The sequence below is a fragment of the Burkholderia sp. PAMC 28687 genome, from assembly GCF_001577465.1.
In the GTDB taxonomy this organism is placed as follows: domain Bacteria; phylum Pseudomonadota; class Gammaproteobacteria; order Burkholderiales; family Burkholderiaceae; genus Caballeronia.
The window spans coordinates 821,608-847,104 of sequence record NZ_CP014505.1 but is presented as its reverse complement, the minus strand read 5'-3'; the positions used below and the strand labels follow the sequence as shown (position 1 = coordinate 847,104).

Annotated in this window: 20 protein-coding genes, 1 tRNA gene and 1 pseudogene; 12 read left to right on the top strand and 10 right to left on the bottom strand. The window is 61.5% G+C overall.

The window, feature by feature from the left end; translation table 11 throughout:
* Nucleotides 1–38: 38 nt before the first annotated feature.
* Entirely contained in the window at nt 39–500 is a 462-nt protein-coding gene (locus tag AX768_RS03950) for a DUF2442 domain-containing protein (RefSeq protein WP_082771387.1), read from the bottom strand.
* The gene (locus AX768_RS31850) at nt 484–735 is read right to left on the bottom strand and encodes a DUF4160 domain-containing protein (RefSeq protein ID WP_082771386.1); all 252 of its coding nucleotides are present in this window, start codon (nt 733–735) and stop codon (nt 484–486) included. Before AX768_RS31850 ends, AX768_RS03950 begins: the two co-directional genes overlap by 17 nt.
* Nucleotides 736–1,018: 283 nt before the next feature.
* Between AX768_RS31850 and AX768_RS03940 the strand changes: the two genes are divergently transcribed.
* From AX768_RS03940 to AX768_RS03900, 9 genes and pseudogenes are all read left to right on the top strand, one after another.
* Nucleotides 1,019–2,395: an amidase gene (locus AX768_RS03940; protein WP_061998871.1), complete on the top strand. Its 1,377-nt coding sequence runs from the start codon at nt 1,019–1,021 to the stop codon at nt 2,393–2,395.
* Nucleotides 2,396–2,490: 95 nt separating this feature from the next.
* A complete protein-coding gene (locus tag AX768_RS03935) occupies nt 2,491–3,000 on the top strand; it encodes a disulfide bond formation protein B (RefSeq protein WP_061998870.1) in 510 nt (169 codons plus the stop codon).
* A gap of 321 nt (nt 3,001–3,321) precedes the next feature.
* Nucleotides 3,322–4,824 (top strand): xanthine dehydrogenase small subunit, encoded by a 1,503-nt coding sequence (gene xdhA / locus AX768_RS03930; protein WP_197672645.1) that lies wholly within the window; start codon nt 3,322–3,324, stop codon nt 4,822–4,824.
* Nucleotides 4,825–4,879: 55 nt separating this feature from the next.
* Nucleotides 4,880–7,330: a xanthine dehydrogenase molybdopterin binding subunit gene (xdhB, locus tag AX768_RS03925; protein ID WP_082778742.1), complete on the top strand. Its 2,451-nt coding sequence runs from the start codon at nt 4,880–4,882 to the stop codon at nt 7,328–7,330.
* 11 nt (nt 7,331–7,341) lie between these two features.
* The gene (gene xdhC, locus AX768_RS03920) at nt 7,342–8,367 is read left to right on the top strand and encodes a xanthine dehydrogenase accessory protein XdhC (protein WP_061998868.1); all 1,026 of its coding nucleotides are present in this window, start codon (nt 7,342–7,344) and stop codon (nt 8,365–8,367) included.
* Nucleotides 8,368–8,393: 26 nt separating this feature from the next.
* Complete coding sequence (locus AX768_RS03915) at nt 8,394–9,422, top strand: adenosine deaminase (RefSeq protein WP_062000751.1); 1,029 nt, start codon at nt 8,394–8,396, stop codon at nt 9,420–9,422.
* Between the two features lie 14 nt (nt 9,423–9,436).
* Nucleotides 9,437–10,797: pseudogene (locus tag AX768_RS03910) on the top strand (NCS2 family permease).
* Nucleotides 10,798–10,821: 24 nt separating this feature from the next.
* Nucleotides 10,822–12,165 carry a guanine deaminase gene (gene guaD, locus AX768_RS03905; protein WP_061998867.1) on the top strand — a complete coding sequence of 448 codons (1,344 nt, stop codon included), beginning with the start codon at nt 10,822–10,824 and terminating at the stop codon, nt 12,163–12,165.
* A gap of 132 nt (nt 12,166–12,297) precedes the next feature.
* Complete coding sequence (locus tag AX768_RS03900; RefSeq protein ID WP_061998866.1) at nt 12,298–12,750, top strand: hypothetical protein; 453 nt, start codon at nt 12,298–12,300, stop codon at nt 12,748–12,750.
* A 74-nt stretch (nt 12,751–12,824) separates the two neighbouring features.
* Here the strand turns inward: AX768_RS03900 and AX768_RS03895 are convergent, their stop codons facing one another.
* The 8 genes from AX768_RS03895 to AX768_RS03860 form a co-directional block, all read right to left on the bottom strand.
* The gene (locus AX768_RS03895; RefSeq protein WP_061998865.1) at nt 12,825–13,883 is read right to left on the bottom strand and encodes a 2-aminoethylphosphonate aminotransferase; all 1,059 of its coding nucleotides are present in this window, start codon (nt 13,881–13,883) and stop codon (nt 12,825–12,827) included.
* A 5-nt stretch (nt 13,884–13,888) separates the two neighbouring features.
* On the bottom strand, nt 13,889–15,067 hold the full coding sequence (gene aepY, locus AX768_RS03890; RefSeq protein WP_061998864.1) for a phosphonopyruvate decarboxylase: 1,179 nt from the start codon (nt 15,065–15,067) through the stop codon (nt 13,889–13,891).
* Nucleotides 15,064–16,770: a phosphoenolpyruvate mutase gene (aepX, locus tag AX768_RS03885; protein WP_061998863.1), complete on the bottom strand. Its 1,707-nt coding sequence runs from the start codon at nt 16,768–16,770 to the stop codon at nt 15,064–15,066. The genes aepY and aepX overlap by 4 nt, the downstream gene beginning before the upstream one ends.
* Nucleotides 16,767–17,534, bottom strand: coding sequence for a phosphocholine cytidylyltransferase family protein (locus AX768_RS03880; protein WP_061998862.1), 768 nt, complete (start codon nt 17,532–17,534; stop codon nt 16,767–16,769). Before AX768_RS03880 ends, aepX begins: the two co-directional genes overlap by 4 nt.
* Nucleotides 17,535–17,555: 21 nt before the next feature.
* The gene (locus AX768_RS03875; protein WP_061998861.1) at nt 17,556–18,563 is read right to left on the bottom strand and encodes a flippase-like domain-containing protein; all 1,008 of its coding nucleotides are present in this window, start codon (nt 18,561–18,563) and stop codon (nt 17,556–17,558) included.
* Nucleotides 18,560–19,378: a HalD/BesD family halogenase gene (locus AX768_RS03870; RefSeq protein ID WP_061998860.1), complete on the bottom strand. Its 819-nt coding sequence runs from the start codon at nt 19,376–19,378 to the stop codon at nt 18,560–18,562. The genes AX768_RS03875 and AX768_RS03870 overlap by 4 nt, the downstream gene beginning before the upstream one ends.
* Nucleotides 19,375–20,073: a CDP-alcohol phosphatidyltransferase family protein gene (locus tag AX768_RS03865; protein WP_061998859.1), complete on the bottom strand. Its 699-nt coding sequence runs from the start codon at nt 20,071–20,073 to the stop codon at nt 19,375–19,377. The genes AX768_RS03870 and AX768_RS03865 overlap by 4 nt, the downstream gene beginning before the upstream one ends.
* 194 nt (nt 20,074–20,267) lie before the next feature.
* Nucleotides 20,268–21,005, bottom strand: coding sequence for a DUF4136 domain-containing protein (locus AX768_RS03860; RefSeq protein WP_061998858.1), 738 nt, complete (start codon nt 21,003–21,005; stop codon nt 20,268–20,270).
* A gap of 263 nt (nt 21,006–21,268) precedes the next feature.
* Between AX768_RS03860 and pepN the strand changes: the two genes are divergently transcribed.
* The 3 genes from pepN (at nt 21,269) to AX768_RS03845 (ending at nt 25,287) form a co-directional block, all read left to right on the top strand.
* Nucleotides 21,269–23,980, top strand: coding sequence for an aminopeptidase N (gene pepN, locus AX768_RS03855; protein WP_061998857.1), 2,712 nt, complete (start codon nt 21,269–21,271; stop codon nt 23,978–23,980).
* 152 nt (nt 23,981–24,132) lie between these two features.
* Nucleotides 24,133–25,158: a class 1 fructose-bisphosphatase gene (locus tag AX768_RS03850; protein WP_061998856.1), complete on the top strand. Its 1,026-nt coding sequence runs from the start codon at nt 24,133–24,135 to the stop codon at nt 25,156–25,158.
* Between the two features lie 53 nt (nt 25,159–25,211).
* Nucleotides 25,212–25,287 (top strand) — tRNA-Thr (locus AX768_RS03845).
* Nucleotides 25,288–25,497 lie beyond the last annotated feature (210 nt).

The following is a 25,497-nucleotide window of genomic DNA, read 5'->3' as shown; positions in this document are numbered from 1 at the left end:
TAAAGCCGAAGGCGGCGCGGAACCATTGCCGCCCAAGGCTATTTTTTCGCCAGGACCAAGCCCTCTTCTTCGCTCCGTACCGCAACCTTGCGCGGCCGGCCGCCGCGAGCGCCGTTCGCCCGAGCAGCTTCAACCTTTGAAGCGCTGCGGCTCGCGCCGCCGGCCTTGCCCATTCGCCGGGCCATGAACGACCTCGATCCAACTACGCCTGCGAGCAGCGGAAGCACAAGAATGTCGGCGTCGACGGCAGGGAAATACAGGCCCGTACCCGAAGCCGTGATCTCGATTTCTTCGAGATCCTCATTCGATGCGTGTTCCAGACCTTGTATCAGCCGCGCAGGAATGGCGAACGACGCACCGTTCGACAACTCGATTGATAGCCGGCCGTCCTCCGGAATGAACACCGCGGAAAGCGCTACCGGATTTTCGGTAACGTGCTTGCGCGCCCGCTCTTCGGCTTCGCGCATCTGGCGTTCGGTAATTTCAACTAAAGCAGTCATGAAGTGTCTTCCATTCAGTGCACAGTGAGCCGACCACGTTCTGCATCCGGCGGGCAAAGGTGTTTGCAGCGGCGTGTGAAAAACCGTGGTTTCTAACAAGCGCCGGCGGTCCATTCGGACAGTGAAGATTAAAAACAGCATGCTGGTTCCCGTCCAGTACGTGGACGTGCGCCGGCATATGGTCGTTCAGATAAATCACGACGCGGGCAGCGCCGATGCGAAAAATCGTTGGCATGTGTTCACTCTATACGTTGGCAGCGCGCAAGTAAACCCAAACGCTTGGGTTTTTTCTGGCATTGTTGTTTTCCGCATGCAGACAATCGCAGCAGCGGAAATCCAAGCTTAAGGAACCCGCCCTGTCGCCGCTATCAGCCGGATGGCTAACGCGCTCGTTTGCGCTGAGTATTAACTACCGGAAGCGTCCGACTGGCATAGAATGACAGCCACTTTCGGGCACGGTCGGCCCTCGCGCGCCGCCCGGCACCATGTCCAGTTCACGCCACTGAATCTTGTCGAACATGCCCATCACTTCGCCGCAATTTGCTCCCCTCGCGCAACTCGCTGCAGCCCTTCGCGACGGCAAGGCCACTAGCCGGATGCTCGTCGAACAGGCACTCGAACGCATCGCAGATCCCGCCGGACAAGGCGCGATCGCTTTCCTTCAGGTCGATGCCGGCCGCGCCCGCGCCGCCGCTGACGCGCATGACGCACTTCGCCGCGCCGGCACCGTGCTCTCGCCGCTCGCAGGCATTCCCATATCGATCAAGGATCTCTTCAATATCGAAGGCCAGGTCACGCGCGCGGGTTCGCGCGTGCTGGCCGACGCACAGCCGGCCAAGGCTGACGCCGTCGCCGTTGCACGGTTGCGGCGTGCCGGCGGCGTGATCGTCGGGCGAACCAACATGAGCGAATTTGCGTTTTCCGGGCTGGGGCTGAACCCGCATTACGGGACGCCGCGCTCGCCGTATCGAAGCAACGTGGCGGGCGACGAACGCATCGCGGGCGGCTCGTCTTCAGGGGCGGCGGCATCGGTCGCGGACGGCATGGCCGCCATTGCACTGGGCACGGACACCGGCGGTTCCATCCGCATCCCGGCCGCGCTCTGCGGACTGACCGGCTTCAAGCCGACCGCGGCGCGCGTGCCCACGCAAGGCGGCGTGCCCTTGTCCACGACGCTCGATTCGTTCGGGCCAATCGGGTTGTCGGTGGCGTGCTGCGCGTTGGTCGACAGGATCCTGGCCGGCCGCGACGCCGTCGTGCCAGCAACCCGGCCGCTCGACGGCGTGCGCCTCGGCGTGCTGACCAACTTCGTGATGGACGGCGTCGACGAAACCGTTGCAAGCGCGTATTCGGCTGCCATCGGGCATCTGTCGGCGGCGGGCGCGTTGGTGGAGGACGTGCGTTTCGGGCCGCTCGACCAGCTTGGCGAGATCAGCCGCTTCAGCTTCGCGTCCATGGAAGCATATGCGTGGCACCGGCCATTGCTCGCAGCGCATGCCGACCAGTACGACCCCCGCGTGCGCACGCGGATCGTGAAGGGCGCGCCGGCTACAGCTGCCGATTATCTCGACCTTTTGCAGGCACGCGCCGCGATGATCGAGCAAGCGCGCACGCTGTGGCAGCGGTTTGACGCCATCGTGTGCCCGACCGTGCCGGTCGGGCCGCCGCGCATCGCCGATCTGGAACACGACGACGAAGCATTCGGCCGCATCAATGCACTGATCTTGCGCAATCCGTCGGTCTTCAATTTCCTCGATAGTTGCGCGTTGTCACTGCCTTGCCATCCACGTGGCGAAGCTCCGGTCGGCCTGATGCTGGCCGGCGCGCCATTTGGCGACGACGTGCTGCTTTCCATTGGCCGCGCGGTCGAAGCCGTGCTTGAGACCACCCGATAAACAACGCGATAGAATTCCGTCGCCGGATGCGCATCTTCAGGTGCTTTTTTCTCGAACCAACCGGAAATATGAATAATTCATTGAATCACTTCACCATGCACGGGGACGATCGCACAATTCGCCGCGAACGGCGGCTACTGGTCCTGCTTGCGCTGATAAGCCTGGCACTGGTCGGCGGCGCGCTTTATCTGCAGTTCGTGAAAGGTGAAGATCCCTGCCCGCTATGCATCATCCAGCGTTATTTCTTCGTGCTGATCGCCGTATTTGCGCTGCTTGGCGCGTCGTTCAGAGGTTGGCGCGGGATCGCGCTGCTCGAGGTGCTCGTCGTCCTCTCAGCGCTGGGCGGCGTGGTCGCTTCCGCGCGGCACGTCTATGTCCAGGCGCATCCGGGTTTCAGTTGCGGTTTCGATGCGCTGCAACCCCTTGTGGATTCCCTGCCGCCCGCGCAGTGGCTGCCGCAGGTGTTCAAGGTCGCAGGCTTGTGCGAGACGCCGTACCCGCCAATTCTCGGACTTTCGCTTCCGCAGTGGGGCCTGATCGGGTTCACTGTAATGTTTCTGGCCGTCGCCGGAAGTTTGTGGTCCAAACGCAGGCTGCGAGCCTGATAAACGGGCCTCGGCGCTGGCCCTGTGTTTCGCCGAGCCCTTGAACTCCCCGAACCGCGTCAGCCAAGCAAATCCGGCCGCTCCAGGCCGCTGCGCCTCGAATCCGGGGCTTTCCCCCTCGCCCCGGATCACCCGCGTCGCCGAACGCGTTCCGCCCTCATTCGGCTCCTCGCATGATCTGGATACGCTCACCGGAATCTTTTCAAGATATTGCGGTGATATCTTGTTTCATGGATGGCGATCCACGTGCGCTCTTCGGCCGGACTTTCAAAGCCGATTTCGCGTAACGCGCGCCTGATCCGCAATGTCTCGGACTTCTATATGACAACGCAAACCATCCGGTTTTTTCAGCGCGGCGCAATCCGCGAAGTGCTTGATGCACCCGCCACCCGCACCGTGCTGCAGCATTTGCGCGAACACGACCAATGCACCGGCACCAAGGAAGGCTGCGCCGAGGGCGATTGTGGCGCGTGCACGGTGGTTATCGGTGAACTGGATGGCGACGGGCAACCGCAGCTCAAGGCGGTCAATGCCTGCATCCAGCTCATGCCGACGCTCGATGGCCGCGCGCTTTTCGCCGTCGAAGATCTGCGCGAGAAGGACGGCACGCTGCATCCCGTCCAGCAGGCCATGGTCGATTGCCACGGTTCGCAATGCGGCTTCTGCACACCGGGATTCGTGATGTCGATGTGGGCGCTCTACCAGAATCAGCCGAGCGACGCCGGCATGCCCACCCGCGACGAAATCAACGCCGCCCTCTCCGGCAATCTCTGCCGGTGCACGGGGTATCGGCCGATCGTGGATGCTTCGCAGAAAATGTTCGAGTATCCGCGCTCGGCGCTCGACCGCGAGACGCTCAAAGAGCAACTCCAATCCATCCAGCGCAAGTACACGTTCGAATACACGGCGCCCGACGCACGCGGCGCCGCGTTCGGCCGTCCGACCTTCTACGCGCCGGTGACGCTCGCGGAGTTCGGCCGCCTTCGCGCCGAACACCCGGACGCAAGGATTCTTGCCGGCAGCACGGACATCGGCTTGTGGATCACCAAGCAATTCCGCAATCTCGGCGATATCCTCTTCATTGGCAATGTGGCCGAGTTGAAGTCCATTACGCGCGATGCTCAATGGCTCACCGTTGGCGCGGCGGCGTCGCTGGAAGATGCGTATGGCGCGCTCTCGTCCATTTATCCGGAACTCGCGGAGATGTGGACGCGCTTTGCATCGCGGCCGATCCGCAACGCCGGCACGCTCGGCGGGAATGTCGCGAACGGTTCGCCCATCGGCGATTCCATGCCTGCGCTGATCGCGCTCGACGCCGAAATCGTGCTGCAGCGTGCGATGAAAACCCGCTCGATGCCGCTCGACAAGTTCTATCTCGGCTATCAGAAATCCGCGCTCGAACCGGGCGAGTTCGTGGCGGCGATCCGTGTGCCGCTGCCATCGGCGAAATTGCGTTTTCGCACTTACAAGGTCTCGAAGCGCTACGACTCGGACATCTCGGCCGTGTGCGCGGCGTTCGCGGTGACGCTCGATGGCACCCGTGTCACCGCCGCGCGATTCGCGTTCGGCGGCATGGCGGCAACGCCGAAGCGGGCATCGAATGCCGAAGCCGTCCTGGTGAATCAGGAGTGGAACGAGGCGAACGTCAAGGCCGCCATGCAGGCGCTGGACGTCGACTTCCAGCCGCTTACCGACATGCGTGCGTCGAGCGCCTACAGAAGCAAAGTGGCGCGCAACGTGCTCTGGCGTTTCTTCCTGGAAACGCGCGAGAACGAGCCGCTCGCACTCCACGACGTCAACGCGTTCGCGTTCGACACGCAATAAGCGGGTCTTTCACAGGCCGTATAAACGCAGCACCACAAGCATCAAGGACCACGCGATGAACAAGCGTACCGATCCCCTTCTCGACAGCGCCGCCGACAGCGAAATCACGGCGCGCACCGGTGAAACCTTCGACGCGCCATCGGCGGAAAAGCCGGAGGGCGCCGCGATCGGCGTCGGCTTGCCGCACGAATCGGCGCATCTGCATGTAAGCGGCGAAGCCACGTATGTGGATGACATCGGCGAGGTGCGCGGCACCTTGCACGCGGCGCTTGGCCTGTCGCGGCATGCGCATGCGCGCATCGTGTCGATCAACCTCGATCTCGTTCTCGCCGCGCCCGGCGTGATCGCCGTCTTTACCGCCGACGACATCCCCGGCGAGAACAATTGCGGCCCCGTGCTGCACGACGACCCGATCCTCGCCAAAGACGAAGTGCATTACCTCGGGCAGCCGGTGTTTGCGGTTATCGCGGAAACGCACGATCTGGCGCGCCGCGCTGCCGCGCTCGCCAAAAGCGAAGAAGTGATCCGGTACGAACCGCTCGAAGCCATCCTCACACCGCGTGATGCCAAGGCGAAGAAGGAATTCGTGTTGCCGCCGCTGCATTTGAAACGTGGCGATCCGGATGGAAAGATGGCGGCGGCGAAGCACCGGCTCCAGGGTGAATTCGAAGTCGGCGGGCAGGAGCAGTTCTATCTGGAAGGGCAGATTGCGTACGCTGTCCCGAAGGAACATGACTCAATCCTCGTCTATAGCTCGACGCAGCATCCGAGCGAAATGCAGCATCTGGTCGCGCACATGCTCGACTGGCCCACGCACAACGTCCAGTGCGAATGCCGCAGGATGGGCGGTGGATTCGGCGGCAAGGAATCGCAATCGGGGATCTTTGCGTGCATCGCGTCGCTGGCCGCGCATTTGCTGCATAAACCCGTGAAACTGCGGGCCGATCGCGACGACGATTTCATGATCACCGGCAAGCGCCACGACGCCGTCTACACCTACGAAGCCGGCTTCGATGACGACGGCCGTCTGCAAGGCGCGCGCGTGGAAATCGCATTGCGCGCAGGTTATTCGGCGGATTTGTCGGGCGCCGTGGCGACACGCGCGGTCTGCCATTTCGATAACGCGTACTTCTTGAAAGACGTCGATATCACCGCGCTGTGCTGCCGCACGAACACGCAGTCGAACACGGCATTTCGCGGCTTCGGCGGTCCGCAAGGCGCGCTCGTGATGGAAGTCTTGATGGATGAGATCGCGCACCGGTTGAAGCGCGATCCCGTCGATGTGCGTCGCGTGAACTACTACGGCATCGGCGAGCGCAACGTTACGCCGTACGGCCAGACCGTCGAAGACAATGTGCTTCAACCCCTGACCGATGAACTGGTTTCAACGAGTGCCTATGCGCAGCGGCGCCGTGCGATTGCCGCGTTCAACGCAACAAGTCCCGTGCTCAAGCGCGGCATTGCGTTCACGCCCGTCAAGTTCGGCATATCGTTCAACGTGCCGTTCCTGAACCAGGCCGGCGCGCTCGTGCATGTCTACAAGGACGGCTCCGCGCTCGTGAATCACGGCGGCACGGAAATGGGCCAGGGCTTGAACACAAAGGTCGCGCAGGTCGTGGCGAATGCATTGGGCGTGGCGTTATCGCGAGTTCGCGTGACGGCGACCGATACCTCCAAGGTCGTGAATACATCGGCGACGGCGGCATCGACGGGAAGCGATTTGAACGGTAAAGCGGCCGAAGCCGCCGCACTCACCGTTCGCGCACGGCTCGCGGAACTGGCGGCAAGACAACTCGGCGGACGTCCGGAAGACGTGCGTTTCCACAATGGCGTGGTGGAATCGAACGGTGGCCAGATGCCCTTCGATCAACTCGTCGCGGCTGCTTATCTTGCGCGTGTCCAGTTGTGGTCCGATGGTTTCTACGCCACGCCCAAGGTCAATTGGGATTCGAAAACGCTGACCGGCCAGCCGTTCTACTATTTCGCGTACGGCGCGGCGATCTCGGAAGTGGTCGTGGACACGCTGACCGGCGAATGGCGTTTGCTACGCGCCGATATCCTCCACGACGCGGGCCAGTCGATCAACCCATCGCTCGATATCGGTCAGGTGGAGGGCGGCTTCGTGCAAGGCATGGGCTGGCTCACGACCGAAGAACTCTGGTGGAATCGCGATGGCCGGCTGATGACACACGCGCCGTCCACTTACAAGATTCCATCGGTGAGCGATATTCCTGCCGCGATGAACGTGAAGCTCTTCGAGAACCAGAACGTCGAGCCGACCGTGTTCCGTTCAAAGGCCGTAGGCGAGCCGCCGCTGCTGCTCGGGTTTTCGGTGTTGCTCGCGATTCGCGCGGCCATCGCGTCGACAGCACCCGATTCCATCGATGCCCCCGTTTTGCGCGCCCCCGCCACACCTGAATCGATACTGAACGCTTTGGACGCGCAAGCATCGAAGCAAGTAGTCGAAGCAGTAGCAGACGTCGCGCAGCCGGCGACGGTCAACTAGGAGCGCACACCATGCAAGCCTGGCTGCACGACCTGCAACACCTTCTCGCGCACGGCGACGCCGTCGTGCTGGTGACGGTCGCGCGCGTGCAGGGTTCGGCGCCGCGCGAGCCGGGAACGAAGATGCTCGTTACCCGCGACGACACGCGTCATACCATCGGCGGCGGGCATCTCGAATGGAAAGCGATCGAAACCGCGCGGCAAGTGCTGAAAGACGGCGCGCGCAGTCCGCACATGCGGCGTCTCGAACGTTTTGCGCTCGGCCCGAGTCTCGGCCAGTGTTGCGGCGGCGCAGTCGTGCTGGCGTTCGAGCGCCTGGACATCGGCGATCTGGCATGGGTGACGTCGCTTAACAAACGCCTGACGCAGGGCCATCCGACCGTGCGCAGCGTCGGTTTCGGTCCCTTCCCCGAAGCTGTGATGCTGTCCGATCCCGAGCCGGGCACGAACACGCAGGACTGCCTGCTCTGGGACGGCTCAGGCTTCGACGAAAGCGGCGCATTGCTCACCGAGACCATCACGTTGCGCGAGTTCTCCGTGGTGCTGTTCGGCGCGGGACACGTGGGCGCGGCGATCGTCAGGGTGCTGGTCAATCTGCCATGCCGGGTCGTCTGGGTCGATGAACGCGATGAAACCTTCCCGCCCCCGGATCATCTCCCTGACAACGTCACCATGGACGCCAGCGGCACGCCCGAATCCGCCGTGGACGAAGCCAGGGCCAACAGCTATTTCCTGGTAATGACGCATAACCACGCGCTCGATCTCGCGCTCGCCGAACGCATTCTCCGCCGTGGGGATTTCGCGTTTTTCGGCATGATCGGTTCGCACACGAAGAAGGTCCAGTTCGAGCGGCGTCTGGCGGCGCGCGGTGTCGAACCCATGCGGATTGACCGCATGACCTGCCCCATCGGCGTACCCGGAATCGTTGATAAAGCCCCGGAAATGATCGCAGTCTCCGTTGCAGCCCAGTTGTTGCAGAAGGTCGAAGAACACGCCGCGCACGGCTACAATTCCGCGCAGCATCCGCAAACCGCGTGATCAAGACCTTTTTTAAGCACAACAACATGACTGCCACTCTCGCCGAAAAGATCGCCCGCGCGCCCAAAGCCGAGCTCCATATCCATATTGAAGGTTCGCTCGAACCCGAACTGATTTTCGAGCTGGCAAACCGCAACGGCGTGACGCTCGCGTACGATTCCATCGATGCATTGCGCGCGGCTTACGCATTCACCGACCTGCAATCGTTCCTGGATATTTATTACGCCGGCGCGAGCGTGCTGCTGCACGAACGCGATTTTCACGACATGACCATGGCGTACGTCGAACGCGCGCTTGCCGACCATGTCACGCACACCGAAATTTTCTTCGATCCCCAGACGCACACCGAGCGCGGTGTGTCGATTGCGACGGCAATGGCGGGTATTGAAAGCGCGTTGGCCGAAGGCGAGAAGCGCGGCCTGACGAGCAAGGTGATCCTGTGTTTCCTGCGCCATTTGCCGGAGGAAGACGCGCTCAAGACATTCAATGAAGCCCTGCCCCTGTTCGATCAATACAAGCATCGGCTGATTGGTGTCGGGCTGGATTCGTCGGAGCGTGGACATCCGCCGTCGAAGTTCGAGCGCGTGTTCGCAAAGGCGCGCGATAAAGGCCTGAAACTCGTGGCGCATGCAGGCGAAGAAGGACCGCCTGCGTACGTGTACGAAGCGCTCGATCTGCTGAAGGTCGATCGTGTCGATCACGGCGTGCGCAGCATGGAAGACCCGGCGTTGGTCGCGCGTCTCGCCGATGCCCGCATTGCGCTGACCGTCTGCCCGTTGTCGAACCTGAAGCTGCGCGTCTTCGACGACATGACCAAGCACACGCTCAAGGCGCTGCTCGACCAGGGCGTGGCCGTGATGATCAATTCGGACGATCCGGCGTACTTCGGCGGTTACGTGAACGCCAATTACTTCGCGATCCAGGAAGCCCTGAATCTCACCGATGCCGAGGTCTACACGCTGCTCAAGAACAGCCTGGAAGCCTCGTTCGTGACGGATGCAGAACGCAACGCCATGGTCGCCAAGCTCGATGCCTACTGGCACGCAGCGGCCTGACGCGCGGGAACGTCATGGCATCGATTACTCAGGACAGCACCACGCTCGAGCGTTTCTTCGGCATCCGCGCCGCGGGTTCGCGCACGAAAACGGAAGTCGTCGCGGGCATCACGACCTTTCTCACGGCGATGTACATCATCGTCGTCAATCCAGGGATCTTGTCGCAGGCGGGCGTGCCGTTTCCCGCGGCGCTGACGGCGACCGTGATCGTGAGTTTCCTCGGCAGTTGCGCGATGGGTTTGTACGCGCGCAACCCCGTGCTGGTGGCGCCCGGCATGGGCATGAACGCGCTGTTTGCGTTCGTGATGGTCCACGGCGGCAAGATGCCGTGGCAGACGGCGCTTGGCTGCGTCTTCTGGGCCGGCGTGATCTTCGCGGTCCTCGCGTTGTTCAACGCGCGCAAGCTGGTCGTCGATGCCATTCCGGCGAATCTGCGCCACGCTGTATCGTGCGGCATCGGGCTCTTTATCAGCTTGATTGGCCTGGTCAACGCGAAGTTCGTGGTCGGCGATCCGGTCACGATCGTGCATTCGGCATCGCTGAATCCGGTAGTGATCACGTTCCTGATCGGCTTGGCCGTGACCACCATCCTGGTCGCGCGCAAGGTGACCGGCGCGCTGATGCTAGGCATCATTTTCACGACCGTGATTGCGATTCCAATTGGCCGGTTCTGGGGCGACGGCACGGCATACTGGCCCGCCGCAATCGCCACGAAAACACTCGTGAACTGGAACGGCCTGGTCTCGGCCCCGGATTTTTCGGCGCTCGGCCGGCTCGATATTTTCGGCTCGCTGAAGGTGATCTACTGGCCGTTCATCTTCGTCATGTTGTTCACGTCGTTCTTCGACGCGCTTTCAACCTTCATGGCGATCTCGGAAGCCGGCAAGCTTTACGACAAAGATGGCAACCCGCGCAACATCCGCGAGTCGATGATGGTCGTTCGTTCTCCGCACTGATTTCCGCGCCGCTCGGGACAAGCCCGGCGAACGCCTACATTGAATCGGCGGCGGGGATTTCGGCGGGCGGACGCACGGGCCTGGTCGCGGTCATCGCGGGCCTGTGTTTCCTGCCGTTCCTGTTCCTCTCGCCGCTGCTCTCGCTCGTGCCCGCAATCGCGACGGCGCCGGCGCTCGTGCTTGTCGGCGTGTTCATGATGGAATCGATCACGAAGATCGAATGGGGCCGTTTCGACGAAGCCATTCCCGCCTTCCTCGCAATGATCCTGATCCCGCTGACCTACTCGATCACCGATGGCATTGCGTACGGATTCCTCGCGTTTGTCGTGATCAAGTTCTTCACGGGCCGCGGAAAAGAAATCAAGCCGGCGATGTGGATTGTCGCCGCGCTTTCGTTGCTGCTTTTGACACAGCTATAACACGCTTTACTGGAGACGTTTCAAATGCCTACGCCCACCCGCCAGACCGCCTACCGCGCGCAACTTCTCACGTTCCGCGACGATCCTGCTTTCTCCGACAGCAACGCCGTGTATGAGACCGACGGCCTGTTGCTCGTGGAGAATGGCCGCGTGGTGGCGGCGGGCGCGTATGCGGCCTTGCGCGCTCAGATCGCGCCGGACGCCATCGTCAAGGATCTGCGCGACAAGCTGATCGTGCCGGGCTTCATCGATTCGCACATTCACTATCCGCAGACCGACATGATCGCGTCGCCCGCGCCCGGTTTGCTGCCATGGTTGAACACGTACACGTTTCCGACCGAGCGCAAGTTCGAAGACCCGGCGTATGCACGCGAGACGGCAGGATTTTTCATCGATGAACTCCTCGCGTGCGGCACGACCAGCGCGCTCGTGTATTGCACGGTCCACAAGCAATCCGCCGATGCCTTCTTCGGCGAAAGCGAATCCCGCAATCTGCGCATGATCGCGGGCAAGGTGCTGATGGATCGTAATTGCCCGGAATATCTGCAAGATACCGCGCAATCCGGTTACGACGACAGCGCCGAACTCATCGCGAAATGGCATGGCCGCGGACGTCAGGAATATGCGCTCACGCCACGTTTTGCGCCGACCTCCACCGAGGCGCAACTCGAAGCCTGCGCGGTGCTCGCGCGCAAGCACCAGGACGTATATATCCAGAGCCACGTCGCGGAAAACACCGACGAGATCAAATGGGTCGAAAGCCTGTTCCCCGGGCATCGAAGCTATCTGGACATCTACGATCACTACGATCTGCTGCGTCAACGCGCGGTCTATGGCCATTGCATCTACCTCGACGATACCGACCGTCAACGCATGGCCGAGACCGGCGCGGTCGCGTCGCATTGCCCGACATCGAACCTGTTCCTCGGCAGCGGCCTCTTCGATATCGAAAAAGCCGGCAAAGCGAACATGCCGGTCGCGCTCGCCACCGACGTAGGCGGCGGCACATCGTTTTCGATGCTGCAAACCATGGGCGAAGCACACAAGATCGCGCGCCTGACAGGTCATCACCTGACGGCCGCACGCATGTTCTGGCTTGCGACGACGGGCGCCGCGCAAGTGCTCGATATGGCGGACAAGGTCGGGACGCTGAAACCTGGCAGTGAAGCCGATTTCGTCGTGCTGGATCCGGCCGGCACGCCGCTTCTCGCGCGTCGCACGACACGGGCGGACTCGCTGGAAGAACTGTTGTTCGCATTCGCAATGCTGGGCGATGACCGCGCGGTCTTCGAAACCTATTCGGCGGGGCAGCGTGTGCATGAAAGAGATGCACGGCGTGCTGCGGTTGCGGAGCTGGCTGCAGCTTGACCACGCGCGACGGGGCCGTTTAACCATTACAAGAACGTAAGCCCGATCGGACAAAATTACAGATCGAGCGCGTTTGTCGGCTTCCCGGTAAAGTTTAGCCTTTGGCAACGCCCGAGCGCTTACCCACCGTTCATGAAGCCACACATCAAGCCGCTTTATCGAGCCGTCCGAATCGGCTTGACCGTCCTGATTGCCGCAACCTCCGTGCACGCTTCGGCTTACGCGCTGGACTCCTTGCTCGATTGCAAAGCCGACGCGCACGCGTTCATCGCGCCGCTTCAACAGGACCACGTTATCGAAGCCACGCCCATGCGCGTGGAAGCCAACTCCATCAACGCATTCAAGCCGACGCGCGACAGCCATCTGACCGCCTTCGATTTCGGTGTGTTCGCGGTCGTCGGATTTCAAAAGGACGACGCGATCTTCAAGACCGGGACCGGCGCGCCAATCGCGGAATCGGCTTACGGCGCGGTGGTTATCGGCGGGGAAGAGTCAGTGAGACAGAAAGTTCGCGCCGCCGGAAGCGACGCCATCATCCATCATGTCGCGCCGTTCATCACCGCGATTTTCTGCAACCGGGATTGATGAGTTTCCAAAAAGAAGGCCGCGACAACATGGCGTTGTCGCGGCCTTCTTCGTTTGAGCACAAGCCTTGAGGCTTAACGCACGATATTCGCGATCGATGCAATCAGCCGGTCGATGTCCGCTGCGTGCAAAGCGCCCATCGTGGAGATGCGGAACAGTTCGTTCGACAAACCGCCCTGCCCGGCGTAGATCACGAAACCCTTGGTCTTCAACGCGTCGTGCAGAACCGGGTACGTGGTTCCCGCGGGCAACCGGTAAGCCCGCAACACGACCGACGACTCGCCATCCGGCAGCGCGCCTTCGATACCCAACGCAGCCAGCCCCGAACGCGCCTGCTCGGCGAGCGCCGCGTAGCGCGCATGACGCGCGTTCAGGCCGCCTTCGTCCTCGAACTCGCGCAGCGCTTCGACCAGCGCGTAATACGCGTGCACGGAGGGCGTAAACGGCGTATTGCGTTCGTCCTGCAACCTGGCCAAGCGCGTGATGCCGAGGTAATAGGTGCGGCTCGCAGCATGTTTCAGCGCTTCGCGTTTCGCGATCACAAATGCCGCGCCGGGAACGCCATGCAGACATTTGTTGGCGGTCGCGGCGACGGCGGTGATGCCGCCGCCATCGAAGTCGATATGCTCGGCGCCGAAGCTGCTCACGCCATCGAGCAACAAGCCGATACCGCGTGCCTTGCACGCCGCGCTCAACTGGTCGATCTTGTTCAGGCGGCCGGTTGTAGTCTCGTGATGGATGATCGCGACGTTCGTGAAACCATCCAGCCTGGCCGTGATCGCATCGACATCCGGCGCGTCCATCCACGCGTACTTCACGACCTCGTGATCGATTCCGTACTGCGTCGCGATCTGCGCAATCCGCTCGCCGTACACGCCATTCTCGATGACCAGCAGACGGCCGCCTTGAGGCACCATTCCGGCGATCATGCTTTCCACGGCAGCCGTGCCCGAACCAGTCATCAAGACAGCCGTCCAGACCTTCGGATCAAGCGAATAAGCCGCAAGCAAACGCGAGCGCGCTTCGTCCTGCAGATCGAAAAATTCCGGCTCGCGATGGCACAAGTCGGTTTGCAGCAGGCTATTGCGCACGCGTTCGGTCAGCGTGACAGGGCCGGGGTTGAGCAGCAGCATGATGTCTAGCGTCCGATATGTTTTTGCAGGCGCGCGCGCACGTCTTCCGGTGTGATCGACGGCCGCGGCAAGTCGCCGGGCGTGCCGGTGCTGATCGACAGGCGGGCGAAGCGAACGCCATCGACACCCTTTGCTTCGAACAACGTGTCGATGACCGAAAGATCGTCGCCGTCGAGCGCCAGCGCGTACCCGCACGCCGATGCAATGCGTGCAAACTCGACGCCCGGCGACACGGTTGCCTGACCGCCGGTCGACTCGTGGGCACCGTTGTCGAGCAGCAGGTGCATGAGGTTCGACGGGCCGTACGCGCCGAGCGTGGCGAACACGCCCATGCGCATGAGCGCGGCGCCGTCGCCATCGAGCGCGATCACGTTCAGGTCCGGGCGCGACAAAGCCAGCCCGAGCGCCATGGGCGTCACGCATCCCATTGATCCGACGAGGTACAACTGGTTGTCGCGGTCGTCAATGGCGTAGAGTTCGCGCCCGCAAAATCCCGTCGATGCCAGCACGACCGTGGATTCCTTCGGCGTATGCGCGATCACGCGTTGCAGTGCGTCGTGGCGTGAAGACAGTTCGCCGTTTTCAGCGAATTGCGTTCGGACTTCGGCGCGCTCGTTCAAAGCACGCCGGCGCACGCCGCTCAAGCCCTTCTTCGTGAGCTTGTACGGCGCAACACTGCCCTTCTGCATCACGAGCGCATACGGCCGCCCGGTGCTGTCCATATGCGCGGTCGCACGATCGAGCGCGGGACCAATTGCATCGGCTTCGGTGGGGAACAATTCCCATGGAATCTCCATGGTGTCCAGCATGGCTGGCGTGACCGGACCCATCAGCGCGTGCTGGGGTTCATCGGCGACGCCGGGCTGGCCGCGCCATGTGACGATCAGCAATTGCGGCAGCCTGAACGTCCACGTCAGCGACGTGAGCGGGCTCACCGCGTTGCCGAGCCCGGAGTTCTGCATCATCGCCACACCGCGCCGCTTCTTGAACTCGCCCGATGCGCCCAGCGCCACGCCCGCGATCAACGCAACCGCGTCACCCTCGTTCGCTGCCGAAACATAATTCAGCGACTCGTCCTGCAGCACGTAATTGATGAACGGCGTCAGGTACGAGCACGGCACGCCCGCGTACCAGTCGAAACCGCGCTCACGCGCAGCTTCGACAAATTGTGCAGCTTCGATCACGCGCCTGCCTCCGCGCCCGACGATCCGTTCGATCCGTACGGTGCTTGCCCGTGAGCGAAGTCACCGGCTTGACGCAGTTCGTCGAGGTCGTTCACGCCGCGCCAGTGGCCATGCACGTATTGCACTTCGATGCGCTCGCCTGCCGCGATCAGTGCGTTGAGCAGCGCGGCCATGTCGAGCCTGGCGAAGTCATCGCGTCGTTGCAGTTGTTCGAGCGTGGCGACCAGACGCTCGCGGCCCGCGCCGCGGACGTTGAGCAAGCCCATCCAGCGGCCTTGCGGCGCTTTCGATTCCACGTTTGCCGGAGCGGCCGAGCTCGTGACGCTTTCGAGCCAGACTTTCTGGCCGAAGAGCGCGCGGTCATCGGCGGTGGAGCAGAACGCAAAGTCCGTCGATGCAACCCCGGCTTGCGGCGTCTGCGACGAATCCACGACCACGCAGAAGTCGCTGTCGGACTCCACCAGATCGCGAAGAATGTAGCTGCGGAACAAGAGGTCGCCGTACGAGATGACCGTGTCGGCCGTGAACGATTTCGCTGCGCATGCGAGCGACGCCAGTTCGCCCGTCTGCTCATGCTTTTCGTTCACTACAAGGCGAACGCCCGATGTATCGATGGCATCAGCGCGATAACCGCCCACCACCGTGATGTCGTTGATGCCTTCCTTCTTGAACGCTTCGACCAGGCGGCGCAGCAGCGGCTTGCCCGCGATCGGCAGCATCACCTTGGGTTTGTCGGCGGTGACGGCTTCGAGGCCTGCGCCCCGGCTTGCCGCCAGAACAACCGCGTTACGCGATGCGCTCGCCGACGACAGGTACACGCCCTCGGCCGTCGAATACTCTTCGGCATCCTGCAGACGGAAGATCTCGTTCACGCTCGCCACGCGGTCTTCCACGTTCACGAGCGTCTGGCTGGTGTGGATTTCCTTCGCGATCGCCTGCATGGTCGATGCCGCACCGCGCAGCAAATGGTTCGCCCAGATCACCGTGCTGATGCCGGCCTGACGGAAGACATCGGTTGGCGTGCTGTAGTACTTGGTCGGCACGATTACGAGCGGACCGCGGCCGGCCCATTCACGTGCGAACGTGAGGATCTCGTCGGGCTTCGACAGCTTGCTGTGAATCAGGATGGCGTCCGCACCGGCTTGGCGATAAGCCTCGGCGCGCTTTAACGCCTCTTCCATGCCCCAGCCGGCAATCAACGCTTCAACGCGCGCGACGATCGAGAAATTCGGATCGCTTTGCGAATCCTTGCCGGCCTTGATCTTGCCGCAGAACTCGTCCATCTCGGCGAGCGGCTGGCGCTCACCGTTCAGGAAAGAGTTCGTCTTTGGAAACTGCTTGTCCTCAATACACACGCCTGCAATACCGCGCTGTTCCAGCTTCTTCACCAACCGGCGGACATTATTGAAGTTGCCGTAACCAGTGTCGCCGTCGAGCAGGATAGGAAGGTCGCTGGCATCCGCCATGAACTCGAGCGTGTCGACCACTTGCGTCCAGCTTGCTTCGTTGTTGTCGCGTACGCCGAACTGCGCGGAGATCGTCAGGCCCGACCCCCAGATCGCCTTGAAACCGGCTTCCTTGACGATACGCGCCGACAAGCCGTTGTGCGCTTCCATCAGGAATTCGAGCTCATTGCTTTGAAGCATTTCGCGCAGACGAAGGGAACGGGCATAAGCCGCGGGCAGTTGATACGGTGCGTTCATCGTAGGGCTCCAGCAAGCTGACGCAGTTGCGGCAAGACTTCGTCGGCCGCGCGTTTAACGTCGTTTTGAAAATCGATTTCGATCCACGGCGCGCCGGTTACATCGGCGACGTCGAATACCTGGCTGCGTTCCAGCAGCAGATCGCGGACAGCTTCTTCATGCGGCAGGTTCGCGCGACCCGTCGCGACGTATCCCGCGACGACCTCGGCCAGACGGCGTGCGGCGGTTTCATCGAAGCGGAAAAATCCCACCGATTCGCCAATCACGTCGTACTGCAGATCCGCCAGCACCTGCTTGCGCAACTCGACCGGTACGCCATTCGCCACGCAGAGTTTCACGGGTTCATCGCCCGCTTCGAAATCACGGTCGATCAACAAGCGGTTCACCGGCCCCGCGCCCGCGACCAGCGGTTCGAGAATGCGTTCGTCGTAAAGCACGTCGGCGTCCATCAGGAGCACGTCGCCGCCACGCGTCAACGCATCGGCCGCCGTATGCACGGACAACACGCTGCCAAGCGAAAACTCGTTGTTCACCACCACTTCGGTATGCGGCTTCCAGGCGATCGTGGCCAGTTCTTCTTCAACCACTTCGTGCTTGAATCCGAGTACAAAAACGATCTCGTCGACGCCCGCGGTTTTCAGCAGTTGCAGATGACGTTCAAGCAGCGACGATTCGCCAAAACGCAGCAGGCACTTCGGCTTTTGCTGCCCTTCAGGCTGCACGAGACGTAATCCCATGCCGGCGGCAAGGATGATTGCGCGCATGTTGATCCTATGGGTAAGGCTTTATTCGATATCCGGCACGCGCGCAAGACGACGGCGCTGCCAGCCCTTTTCAGCGAAATGAAGATAAACGATGCCCGGCAAACCCAGCAGCAATTCACGCGCGCGCTTGGCAAGCGAAAGCGCCAGGGCGGCTTCGGGCGGCAAACCAATCAGGCGCGCGAGCAGCAGGTAGCCGCCCTCCTGCACGCCGAGCGAACCGGGCACGGCGAACGCCGCGCCACGAATGGCCTGGCCAAGACTTTCCAGCATCAACGCTTCGCCCCACCCAACCGGCGAGCCGAGCAAATGCAGTGCAAGCCAGACTTCGCCCGTACCGACGATCCAGCCCAGCAGGCTCAGCGCGAAACTCGCGGCAACCGGTCCGGGCTTCTTGTAGAGCTCGAGCACGGCGCTATCGACGGCTTCCGCGCGCGATACCAGCGACGACCAGTCGCGCTTCTTCGAAAAGCGCGCGGCAAACTGGGAAGCAAAACGCGTTGCCCGGCCGAACAAACCCGCACGCTGCGCAAAGAAGAAGCCGACGACCATCAGCGAGCACACCACGATCACGATCAGCACCGGCAGCAACATGCCCACGCCCGATGCATAGCCGCTCAGGAGCGCGAGGCCGATCATTGCGAAGATCATCTGGCCGACGGACTGCATGGTCGTGCTGACGGTGATGACGGCGGCGGCGTCGCGCGCACGCATGCCGCGCTGCGAGAGATAACGCACCATCAGCATGGGGCCGCCTATCTGGCCGGCCGGCATCAGGCTATTGACGGACTCGCCGGTCCAGCGTGCGAGCAATGCGTCACGGAACGTGACATCGCGTTCATTGCGGGGGAAAAGAGTTTCGATAGCCAGCGCGTCGATCACGACCGGCAGCACATGAAATGCCGCGACCGCGAGCAGTCCCCAGCCAGCGGCCGCAAGCGCCGTCGCGACGGAACCGAAACCCTGCCAGCCCAGCAGCGCGATGAACAACACCACGCCGAGCGACAGAAGGACAGTTCCAGCGCGGCTCATGCGGCGCCGTTCCTCCCGCCTTTGCGGCGGAATACCTGGCCGAAACCGAAGTACGCGATCGAATCCTTCATGTTCGAGATAAAACGCTGCCACGGCCGCATGTTCGGATTCGTGACGTACTCGAAAGTCAGCGATACGCGAAATTCATTCGCGCGTGCGGGCGTGATGCGATGGCGCAGCTTGTCGCCATCGAAGAAAACAAGGCCGCCCGGCGGGATTTGCACCGAGCCGGGTTGATCCGGAATCTCAGGCGTGCGCGTGTGCAGCTCGTAGTCGAGGCGGCACGATGAATCGTCCATCACGCCCAGCAGCAGCGTGTAACGGCGGCCTTCGTAGTACGACGTGTCGTAATGCCAGCCGATGTGATCGCCCGCCTTCGTATAGAAATACAGCGCGTAGGCATGCGGGTCGTCGGCAGGAGACTCCTGGAGCGTGTCGCCGCTGATCTTTTCCAGCCATTTGATCAGCGCGGGAGACCGGTACAAATCGGCGATGAACGGCGCCAGTTCGTCAATTGTGTGCCGGCTTACGCTGCCGCCCGCCTTGTGCCCCGGAATGTAATTCCGGTTGATTGAAGGCGTCACGGCACGCACGGCCTCGACGAGCTTTTCCGTGAACGCGCTTGGCAGGAAGTCTTCCAGATACAGGAACGCGCCCTGGTCATCGAAGGTCTTGTGCAGCGTTGCCGGCTGAAGATCCGCGGCAAAACGCTGAAAATGTGCGGCGAGCGCTTCGTCGACAGCCTGCACGCCTTTGCGCGCGGCAGTCGTGCCGCCGTAACTATGCGTGGAAGCCGGATTGACAGTTGAATTCATTGAACAGCCTGCAAGTCTTGTCCGTCGGCGTCCCCGCTCGATGCTGTATTACGGGCGGCACGGCGAACCACACGCAGATAGTCCACCACGACCCATACTGCAAACAGCGGCGCGCCGATGGAAGCAGCAACAAGGAACGGCGTCATGCCATTGAGCAGGGTCACGACGGGCAACAGATACAAAACGTCTTCGGTTTCAAAGCCTGCCATGGACGCCTGTTTCGTACCGTTTTTACCCGCCATGGATTCAATTCGCATGCGCAAGAAAAAGATCAGCGCGACTGCAACGCCCGCTACGCCGCCCAGCCATTGGGCCGGAACGATCATTGACGGATGATGCACGCCGACGTAGAACCCAAGTCCTACAAACAGCAACACGGTCACGACAGAATCGCACGCGAGGTCGTAAAAATGACCGATCTTGCTGGATTGCCCGCTGATCCGCGCCAATTCACCGTCCGTATGATCGACAAAATTCGACACAGCGATTAGTAAAGCACCCAGGCTGCAAGACCAGAAACTGCCAACCGACAGGTAGTATGCGCCAACCACGCCAATGAGCAGGCGCAAGGTGGTGAGATGGTTGGGGGTAATCGGGGTGCCGATCAGCGGCGTAACCAGGCGCCGGGCGAGCCGCGCGTCCAAGGTTGCGGGCTCGGGAAGGGCACGGAGTGTAGCGTTGCGGGGATTGTTCATCCTCGAAATATATCTCGTTTCGAGTTTAATTGCATATATGGGGTCACCGGATTCGATGCGCGTTAGAGCCGCACTGTGTCCGCATTCGAGCACAGTGCAACGCAAAGTTTTATTGCTCGTTTGAGTGTTCCAAACCTAAACCATGGTGCGGGCAAAGTAGCCCGTCTAAACGTCGGTATTTTTTTCTTGACCGCCTACTGCAGGGGTACTGGCACCGCCGTCGGCGGGCTTGACGGTTTGCTGGCGCTTCCCGCTGCGACCGCGGTCTCATTGCTGGCACTCCCGGTTTTGTCGAGCGGAATCTTCACCGTGCGGACCGTTCCGTTACCCAGCGGGAAATCGGTCAGCGCGCTACGGATCAAATATGGCATGGCCCGCACCAGCGACGCCTCGCCGCCCGAATTGCTTGCGCTCACCTTGTAAACCTCGCGCCCGGTTGCCCGATCAGTCAGGCGGATCTGCAGCGCGTGGACGAATACAGGATAGCTTTGATCGACGTATCCCGCCGGGCCCATGTCCCAGCCGCCCCACGCCCCGTAACCACCCCAGCCTCCGTACGGGCGTCCGTACCAGCCGCCGTACATGGGCCACGGATCGTAATAGACCGGCTGCCGCACCGTCACGAAGTCACCGCGAATGGAATACGACAACTCGACCCGATAAGTCGCGCTCGTATCCGGCACCTGCCGAAACGAATGCGTCGCGAGTTCGTTCGCAACCAGCGCTTCATACGTTTTCTGTTCGATGCTGTTCTGCTGCTCCGCCGAGCGCGCAAACGCATACGTCCGGGTCGCGTCGCTACCCGACCAGTCCGAAAACGCCGAGACCTGCGTCTGGACGTAGGTCGTGCACCCTCCGAGCAGTGCGAAACCCGCGATCAGCGCTACGCGCGCCGCACTTTTCCATTCTCCGCACAACCGTCCAAACGCCATGGCCGACCTCTTTGATTCCGTTGATCTTCTTACGCTGATTTTTTAGCGAGCCCCACCAAGCCAGTGCCACAAGCGCTGCATGGATATTGCCTTGCCCCACCTGTTAAGAGACTGTAATGCCCTGTCGAAGTTCGGGGAATAGGCCATTCGGCTGACCCCGAATCGAGCCCACGTTTCTCCGAGCCTTTGTACAATGGTCCGATACAAGGCCGCCTCGACCGCCTCGCAGCCGAGGCACAGCTCCCAACTCAATTCGAACCGACATGTCCAACTCGACCGCCCCAGCCGTAATCCGCCGCGCCGACTACACGCCGCCCGCATTCCTGATCGACACCGTCGCGCTCGAGTTCGATCTCGTGCCGGAGCGAACCGTCGTGCGCAACACCATGCGCCTGCGCCGCAATCCGGACGCCGCGCCGGCGGCGAGCCTGGAGCTGATTGGCGAACATATGGAGTTCCTTGGCGCCACGCTTGACGGACGTCCGCACGCGGACGTCCGTGTCAGTGAAAACGGTCTATCGGTGAACAATATTCCGGACTCGTTCGAATTGACCATCGAAAGCACGTGCAACCCGGCGGCCAACACCACGTTGTCGGGGCTGTATGTATCGAGCGGCAATTTCTTTACGCAATGCGAGGCCGAAGGCTTTCGCCGGATCACGTATTTCCTCGACCGACCCGACGTCATGTCCACCTACACGGTCACGCTGCGCGCCGACAAGGCCGCTTATCCAGTCTTGCTGTCGAACGGCAATCTGATTGAAGAAGGCGACCTGGAAAACGGCCGGCACTTCGCCCGCTGGGAAGATCCGTTCAAGAAGCCGAGTTACTTGTTCGCGCTGGTCGCGGGCAAGCTGGTCAAGCTCGAACAGCGCATGAAGACGGGTTCGGGCAAGGAAAAGCTGCTGCAGGTCTGGGTCGAACCGCACGACCTCGACAAGACCCAGCACGCCATGGATTCGCTGGTCCATTCCATTGAATGGGACGAACGGCGCTTCGGACTGGAGCTCGATCTTGACCGCTTCATGATCGTCGCCGTCAGCGACTTCAACATGGGCGCGATGGAAAACAAAGGCTTGAACATCTTCAACACGAAGTACGTGCTGGCCAATCCGGAAACGGCGACCGATATTGATTTCGGCAATATCGAAGCTGTCGTCGGCCACGAATACTTCCATAACTGGACCGGCAACCGCGTGACCTGCCGCGACTGGTTCCAGTTGAGCCTGAAGGAAGGCCTGACGGTCTTCCGCGACCAGGAATTTTCCGCCGACATGGCCGCTGGCCACGAGCCGGGCGCCGCCGCGGATGCTGCGCGCGCGACCAAGCGCATTGACGACGTACGGGTCCTGCGCCAGATGCAGTTTGCCGAAGACGCGGGCCCGATGGCGCATCCGGTGCGCCCGGAAAGCTACGTCGAAATCAATAACTTTTACACGATGACCGTCTACGAGAAAGGCTCGGAAGTCGTGCGCATGTACCAGACGCTGCTCGGACGCGACGGTTTCCGGCGCGGTATGGATCTCTACTTCCAGCGGCACGACGGCCAGGCCGTGACGTGCGACGACTTCCGGCACGCCATGGCCGACGCCAACAGCCGCGACCTCTCGCAATTCGAGCGCTGGTACAGCCAGGCGGGCACGCCGCGCGTGACGGTGCGCACGCACTACGACGCTGCCGCCAAACGTTATTCGCTGACGCTCAAGCAAGGTTACGGCGAGGCATCCGAAGCCGCGCGTGCGACGCAGAAAGGTCCGTTGCTGATTCCGTTCTCGATCGGTCTCATTGGCAAGAGCGGCGCTGACTTGCCGCTGAAACTCGAAGGCGAGAAAGAAGCGCTTGGCACAACGCGTGTACTGGAATTCACAGAACCCGAGCAGGTGTTCACGTTTACCGACGTCACGGAGGAACCATTGCCGTCGCTACTGCGTAATTTCTCGGCGCCGGTGGTGGTCGAATACGACTACACCAACGAGCAACTGGCGTTCTTGCTGGCGAACGACAGCGACCCGTTCAATCGATGGGAAGCCGGCCAGCGCCTCGCCACGCGCGAGTTGCTGACGCTGGCGGACCGGGCATCGAAGGGAGAAGAACTTACCCTCGACGACCAGGTGGTCGCAGCCTTCGCCCAGGTTCTCGACGATCAAACACTCACGCCGGCGTTCCGGGAACTCGCGCTGATGTTGCCATCGGAGGCATATCTCGCCGAGCAAATGGCCGTCTCTGACCCGGCCGCGGTCCATGCAGCACGTGTGTTCGTGAGCCAGCGGCTCGCCACGAGCCTGCGCGACCGGTGGCTGGCCGTCTACGAAGCCAACCGGACGCCGGGTGAGTATCGCGCGAGCCCGGACGACGCCGGCAAACGCGGCTTGAAGAACCTCGCCCTCGCCTACTTGAGCCAGCTCGACGACCCGACCCGCGCCATCGAACTCGCGAGTGCGCAGTACGACGCCGCGAATAACATGACGGACCGGTCGGCGGCATTGTCGGCGTTGCTGACGGCGGGCGCATCGGGCTCGGCCGATACCACCGCTGCCAATGCCGCGCTCGACGACTTCTACAAACGTTTCGAGAACGAGCCGCTTGTCATCGACAAATGGTTCTCGTTGCAAGCCACGCAACGTGGCGGACCGAAACGCAACGTGCTCGAAATCGTGCGCAAGCTGATGCAGCACCAGGCGTTCACGCTGAAAAACCCGAATCGCGCCCGTTCGCTGATCTTCAGCTTCTGTGGCGCCAATCCGGCGCAGTTCCACGCCGCCGACGGTTCCGGTTACGCGTTCTGGGCGGAACAGGTGATCGCGCTCGACGCAATGAACCCGCAAGTCGCCGCGCGCCTTGCACGCACGCTCGAACAATGGCGCCGGTACACGCCTGCCTTGCGCGAAAAAGCGCACGCGGCGCTGGAACAGGTCGCGTCGAAGGTGAAGTCGCGGGATGTGCGTGAAATCGTGGAAAAGGCGCTCGGTCAATAATTGCCAGAGATCGAGCTTTCACGCAAAAACCGGCGCTTCGGCGCCGGTTTTTTTGTGCCATATAGCTGCCATGCTTTTTGTGACATCAAGACACACAAGCTGAGCGGGTAGAATCTGGGGCATTCGTCTTAACGCTCCCGGAGCCCAACGCAATGTCGACCCCTTCATCGATTTCCCGTCGCACCACGCTGACCAAGTTGCTGATTGAGCAGCAGCGCGAACATCAAAACCTTCCCGCCGACCTGCGTTTGTTGATTGAAGTCGTGGCGCGTGCGTGCAAGCAGATCAGCTATCAAGTCAGCAAGGGCGCATTGGGCGAAGCGCTCGGCTCGGCCGGCAGCGAGAACGTCCAGGGTGAAGTGCAGAAGAAGCTCGACATCCTCTCGAACGAAATCCTGCTCGAAGCCAACGAATGGGGCGGCAACCTCGCCGCGATGGCATCGGAAGAAATGGAAAAGATCTTCCCGATCCCGAATCGTTACCCGAAGGGCAACTATCTGCTCACGTTCGATCCGCTCGATGGCTCGTCGAACATCGACGTGAACGTATCGATTGGGACGATCTTCTCCGTTCTCCGATGCCCCGACGGCATGGAGCCGAGTGAAGAGGCGTTCATGCAGCCGGGTTCGGCGCAAGTCGCGGCAGGCTACGCGGTTTATGGACCGCAAACGGTGTTCGTGCTGACCACGGGTTACGGCGTCAACTGCTTCACGCTCGATCGCGAACTTGGTTCGTGGGTGCTCACGCAAAACAACATGCAGATTCCCACTGAAACGCGCGAATACGCAATCAACGCGTCGAACAGCCGTCACTGGTACGCGCCGGTGCAGAAGTATGTGAACGAACTGAACGAAGGCAAGGATGGTCCGCGCAAGGAAGACTTCAACATGCGCTGGATTGCATCGATGGTCGCCGACGTGCATCGCATCCTGAATCGTGGCGGCGTGTTCATGTACCCCGCCGACAAACGCACGCCGGATCGTCCGGGCAAGTTGCGCCTGATGTACGAAGCGAATCCAATGGCGTTCATCGTGGAGCAGGCGGGCGGCGCCGCGACCGATGGCGAACAGCGCATTCTCGATATCGTTCCGACCAGCTTGCATCAGCGCGTCCCGGTGTTCCTCGGGTCGAAAAGCGAGGTCGAACGCGTCACGCGCTATCACGCAGAAAAGAATTGACCAGGGGTCTTGCCAAACTCGGCGAAGGGTCCTTATAATCTCGTTTCTCTGATGCCGGAATAGCTCAGACGGTAGAGCAGCGCATTCGTAATGCGAAGGTCGGGGGTTCGATTCCTCTTTCCGGCACCAAATAGCATCAAGCAAAAAGCCCAGTCTTCGGACTGGGCTTTTTGCTTTGCTGATTCGCGTTGCGTTCGACTTAAAAACTCAAGACATAAACTCCGCCCGCGTTATCTCATTATTTCTATTTGCTGCACGCTTTCGGAAAATTCGTAATAAAAGTTGTGCATTGTGCGAATTCTTGGATATGAATTTGCCGCGCTGTTAAAGTGCCCATGA

Excerpts from the sequence above, each read along its gene's own strand:
- AX768_RS03950 (WP_082771387.1), bottom strand. The coding sequence starts at position 500 with ATGACTGCTTTAGTTGAAATTACCGAACGCCAGATGCGCGAAGCCGAA.
- AX768_RS31850 (WP_082771386.1), bottom strand. The coding sequence starts at position 735 with ATGCCAACGATTTTTCGCATCGGCGCTGCCCGCGTCGTGATTTATCTG.
- AX768_RS03940 (WP_061998871.1), top strand. The coding sequence starts at position 1,019 with ATGCCCATCACTTCGCCGCAATTTGCTCCCCTCGCGCAACTCGCTGCA.
- AX768_RS03935 (WP_061998870.1), top strand. The coding sequence starts at position 2,491 with ATGCACGGGGACGATCGCACAATTCGCCGCGAACGGCGGCTACTGGTC.
- xdhA (WP_197672645.1), top strand. The coding sequence starts at position 3,322 with ATGACAACGCAAACCATCCGGTTTTTTCAGCGCGGCGCAATCCGCGAA.
- xdhB (WP_082778742.1), top strand. The coding sequence starts at position 4,880 with ATGAACAAGCGTACCGATCCCCTTCTCGACAGCGCCGCCGACAGCGAA.
- xdhC (WP_061998868.1), top strand. The coding sequence starts at position 7,342 with ATGCAAGCCTGGCTGCACGACCTGCAACACCTTCTCGCGCACGGCGAC.
- AX768_RS03915 (WP_062000751.1), top strand. The coding sequence starts at position 8,394 with ATGACTGCCACTCTCGCCGAAAAGATCGCCCGCGCGCCCAAAGCCGAG.
- guaD (WP_061998867.1), top strand. The coding sequence starts at position 10,822 with ATGCCTACGCCCACCCGCCAGACCGCCTACCGCGCGCAACTTCTCACG.
- AX768_RS03900 (WP_061998866.1), top strand. The coding sequence starts at position 12,298 with ATGAAGCCACACATCAAGCCGCTTTATCGAGCCGTCCGAATCGGCTTG.
- AX768_RS03895 (WP_061998865.1), bottom strand. The coding sequence starts at position 13,883 with ATGCTGCTGCTCAACCCCGGCCCTGTCACGCTGACCGAACGCGTGCGC.
- aepX (WP_061998863.1), bottom strand. The coding sequence starts at position 16,770 with ATGAACGCACCGTATCAACTGCCCGCGGCTTATGCCCGTTCCCTTCGT.
- AX768_RS03880 (WP_061998862.1), bottom strand. The coding sequence starts at position 17,534 with ATGCGCGCAATCATCCTTGCCGCCGGCATGGGATTACGTCTCGTGCAG.
- AX768_RS03875 (WP_061998861.1), bottom strand. The coding sequence starts at position 18,563 with ATGAGCCGCGCTGGAACTGTCCTTCTGTCGCTCGGCGTGGTGTTGTTC.
- AX768_RS03870 (WP_061998860.1), bottom strand. The coding sequence starts at position 19,378 with ATGAATTCAACTGTCAATCCGGCTTCCACGCATAGTTACGGCGGCACG.
- AX768_RS03865 (WP_061998859.1), bottom strand. The coding sequence starts at position 20,073 with ATGAACAATCCCCGCAACGCTACACTCCGTGCCCTTCCCGAGCCCGCA.
- AX768_RS03860 (WP_061998858.1), bottom strand. The coding sequence starts at position 21,005 with ATGGCGTTTGGACGGTTGTGCGGAGAATGGAAAAGTGCGGCGCGCGTA.
- pepN (WP_061998857.1), top strand. The coding sequence starts at position 21,269 with ATGTCCAACTCGACCGCCCCAGCCGTAATCCGCCGCGCCGACTACACG.
- AX768_RS03850 (WP_061998856.1), top strand. The coding sequence starts at position 24,133 with ATGTCGACCCCTTCATCGATTTCCCGTCGCACCACGCTGACCAAGTTG.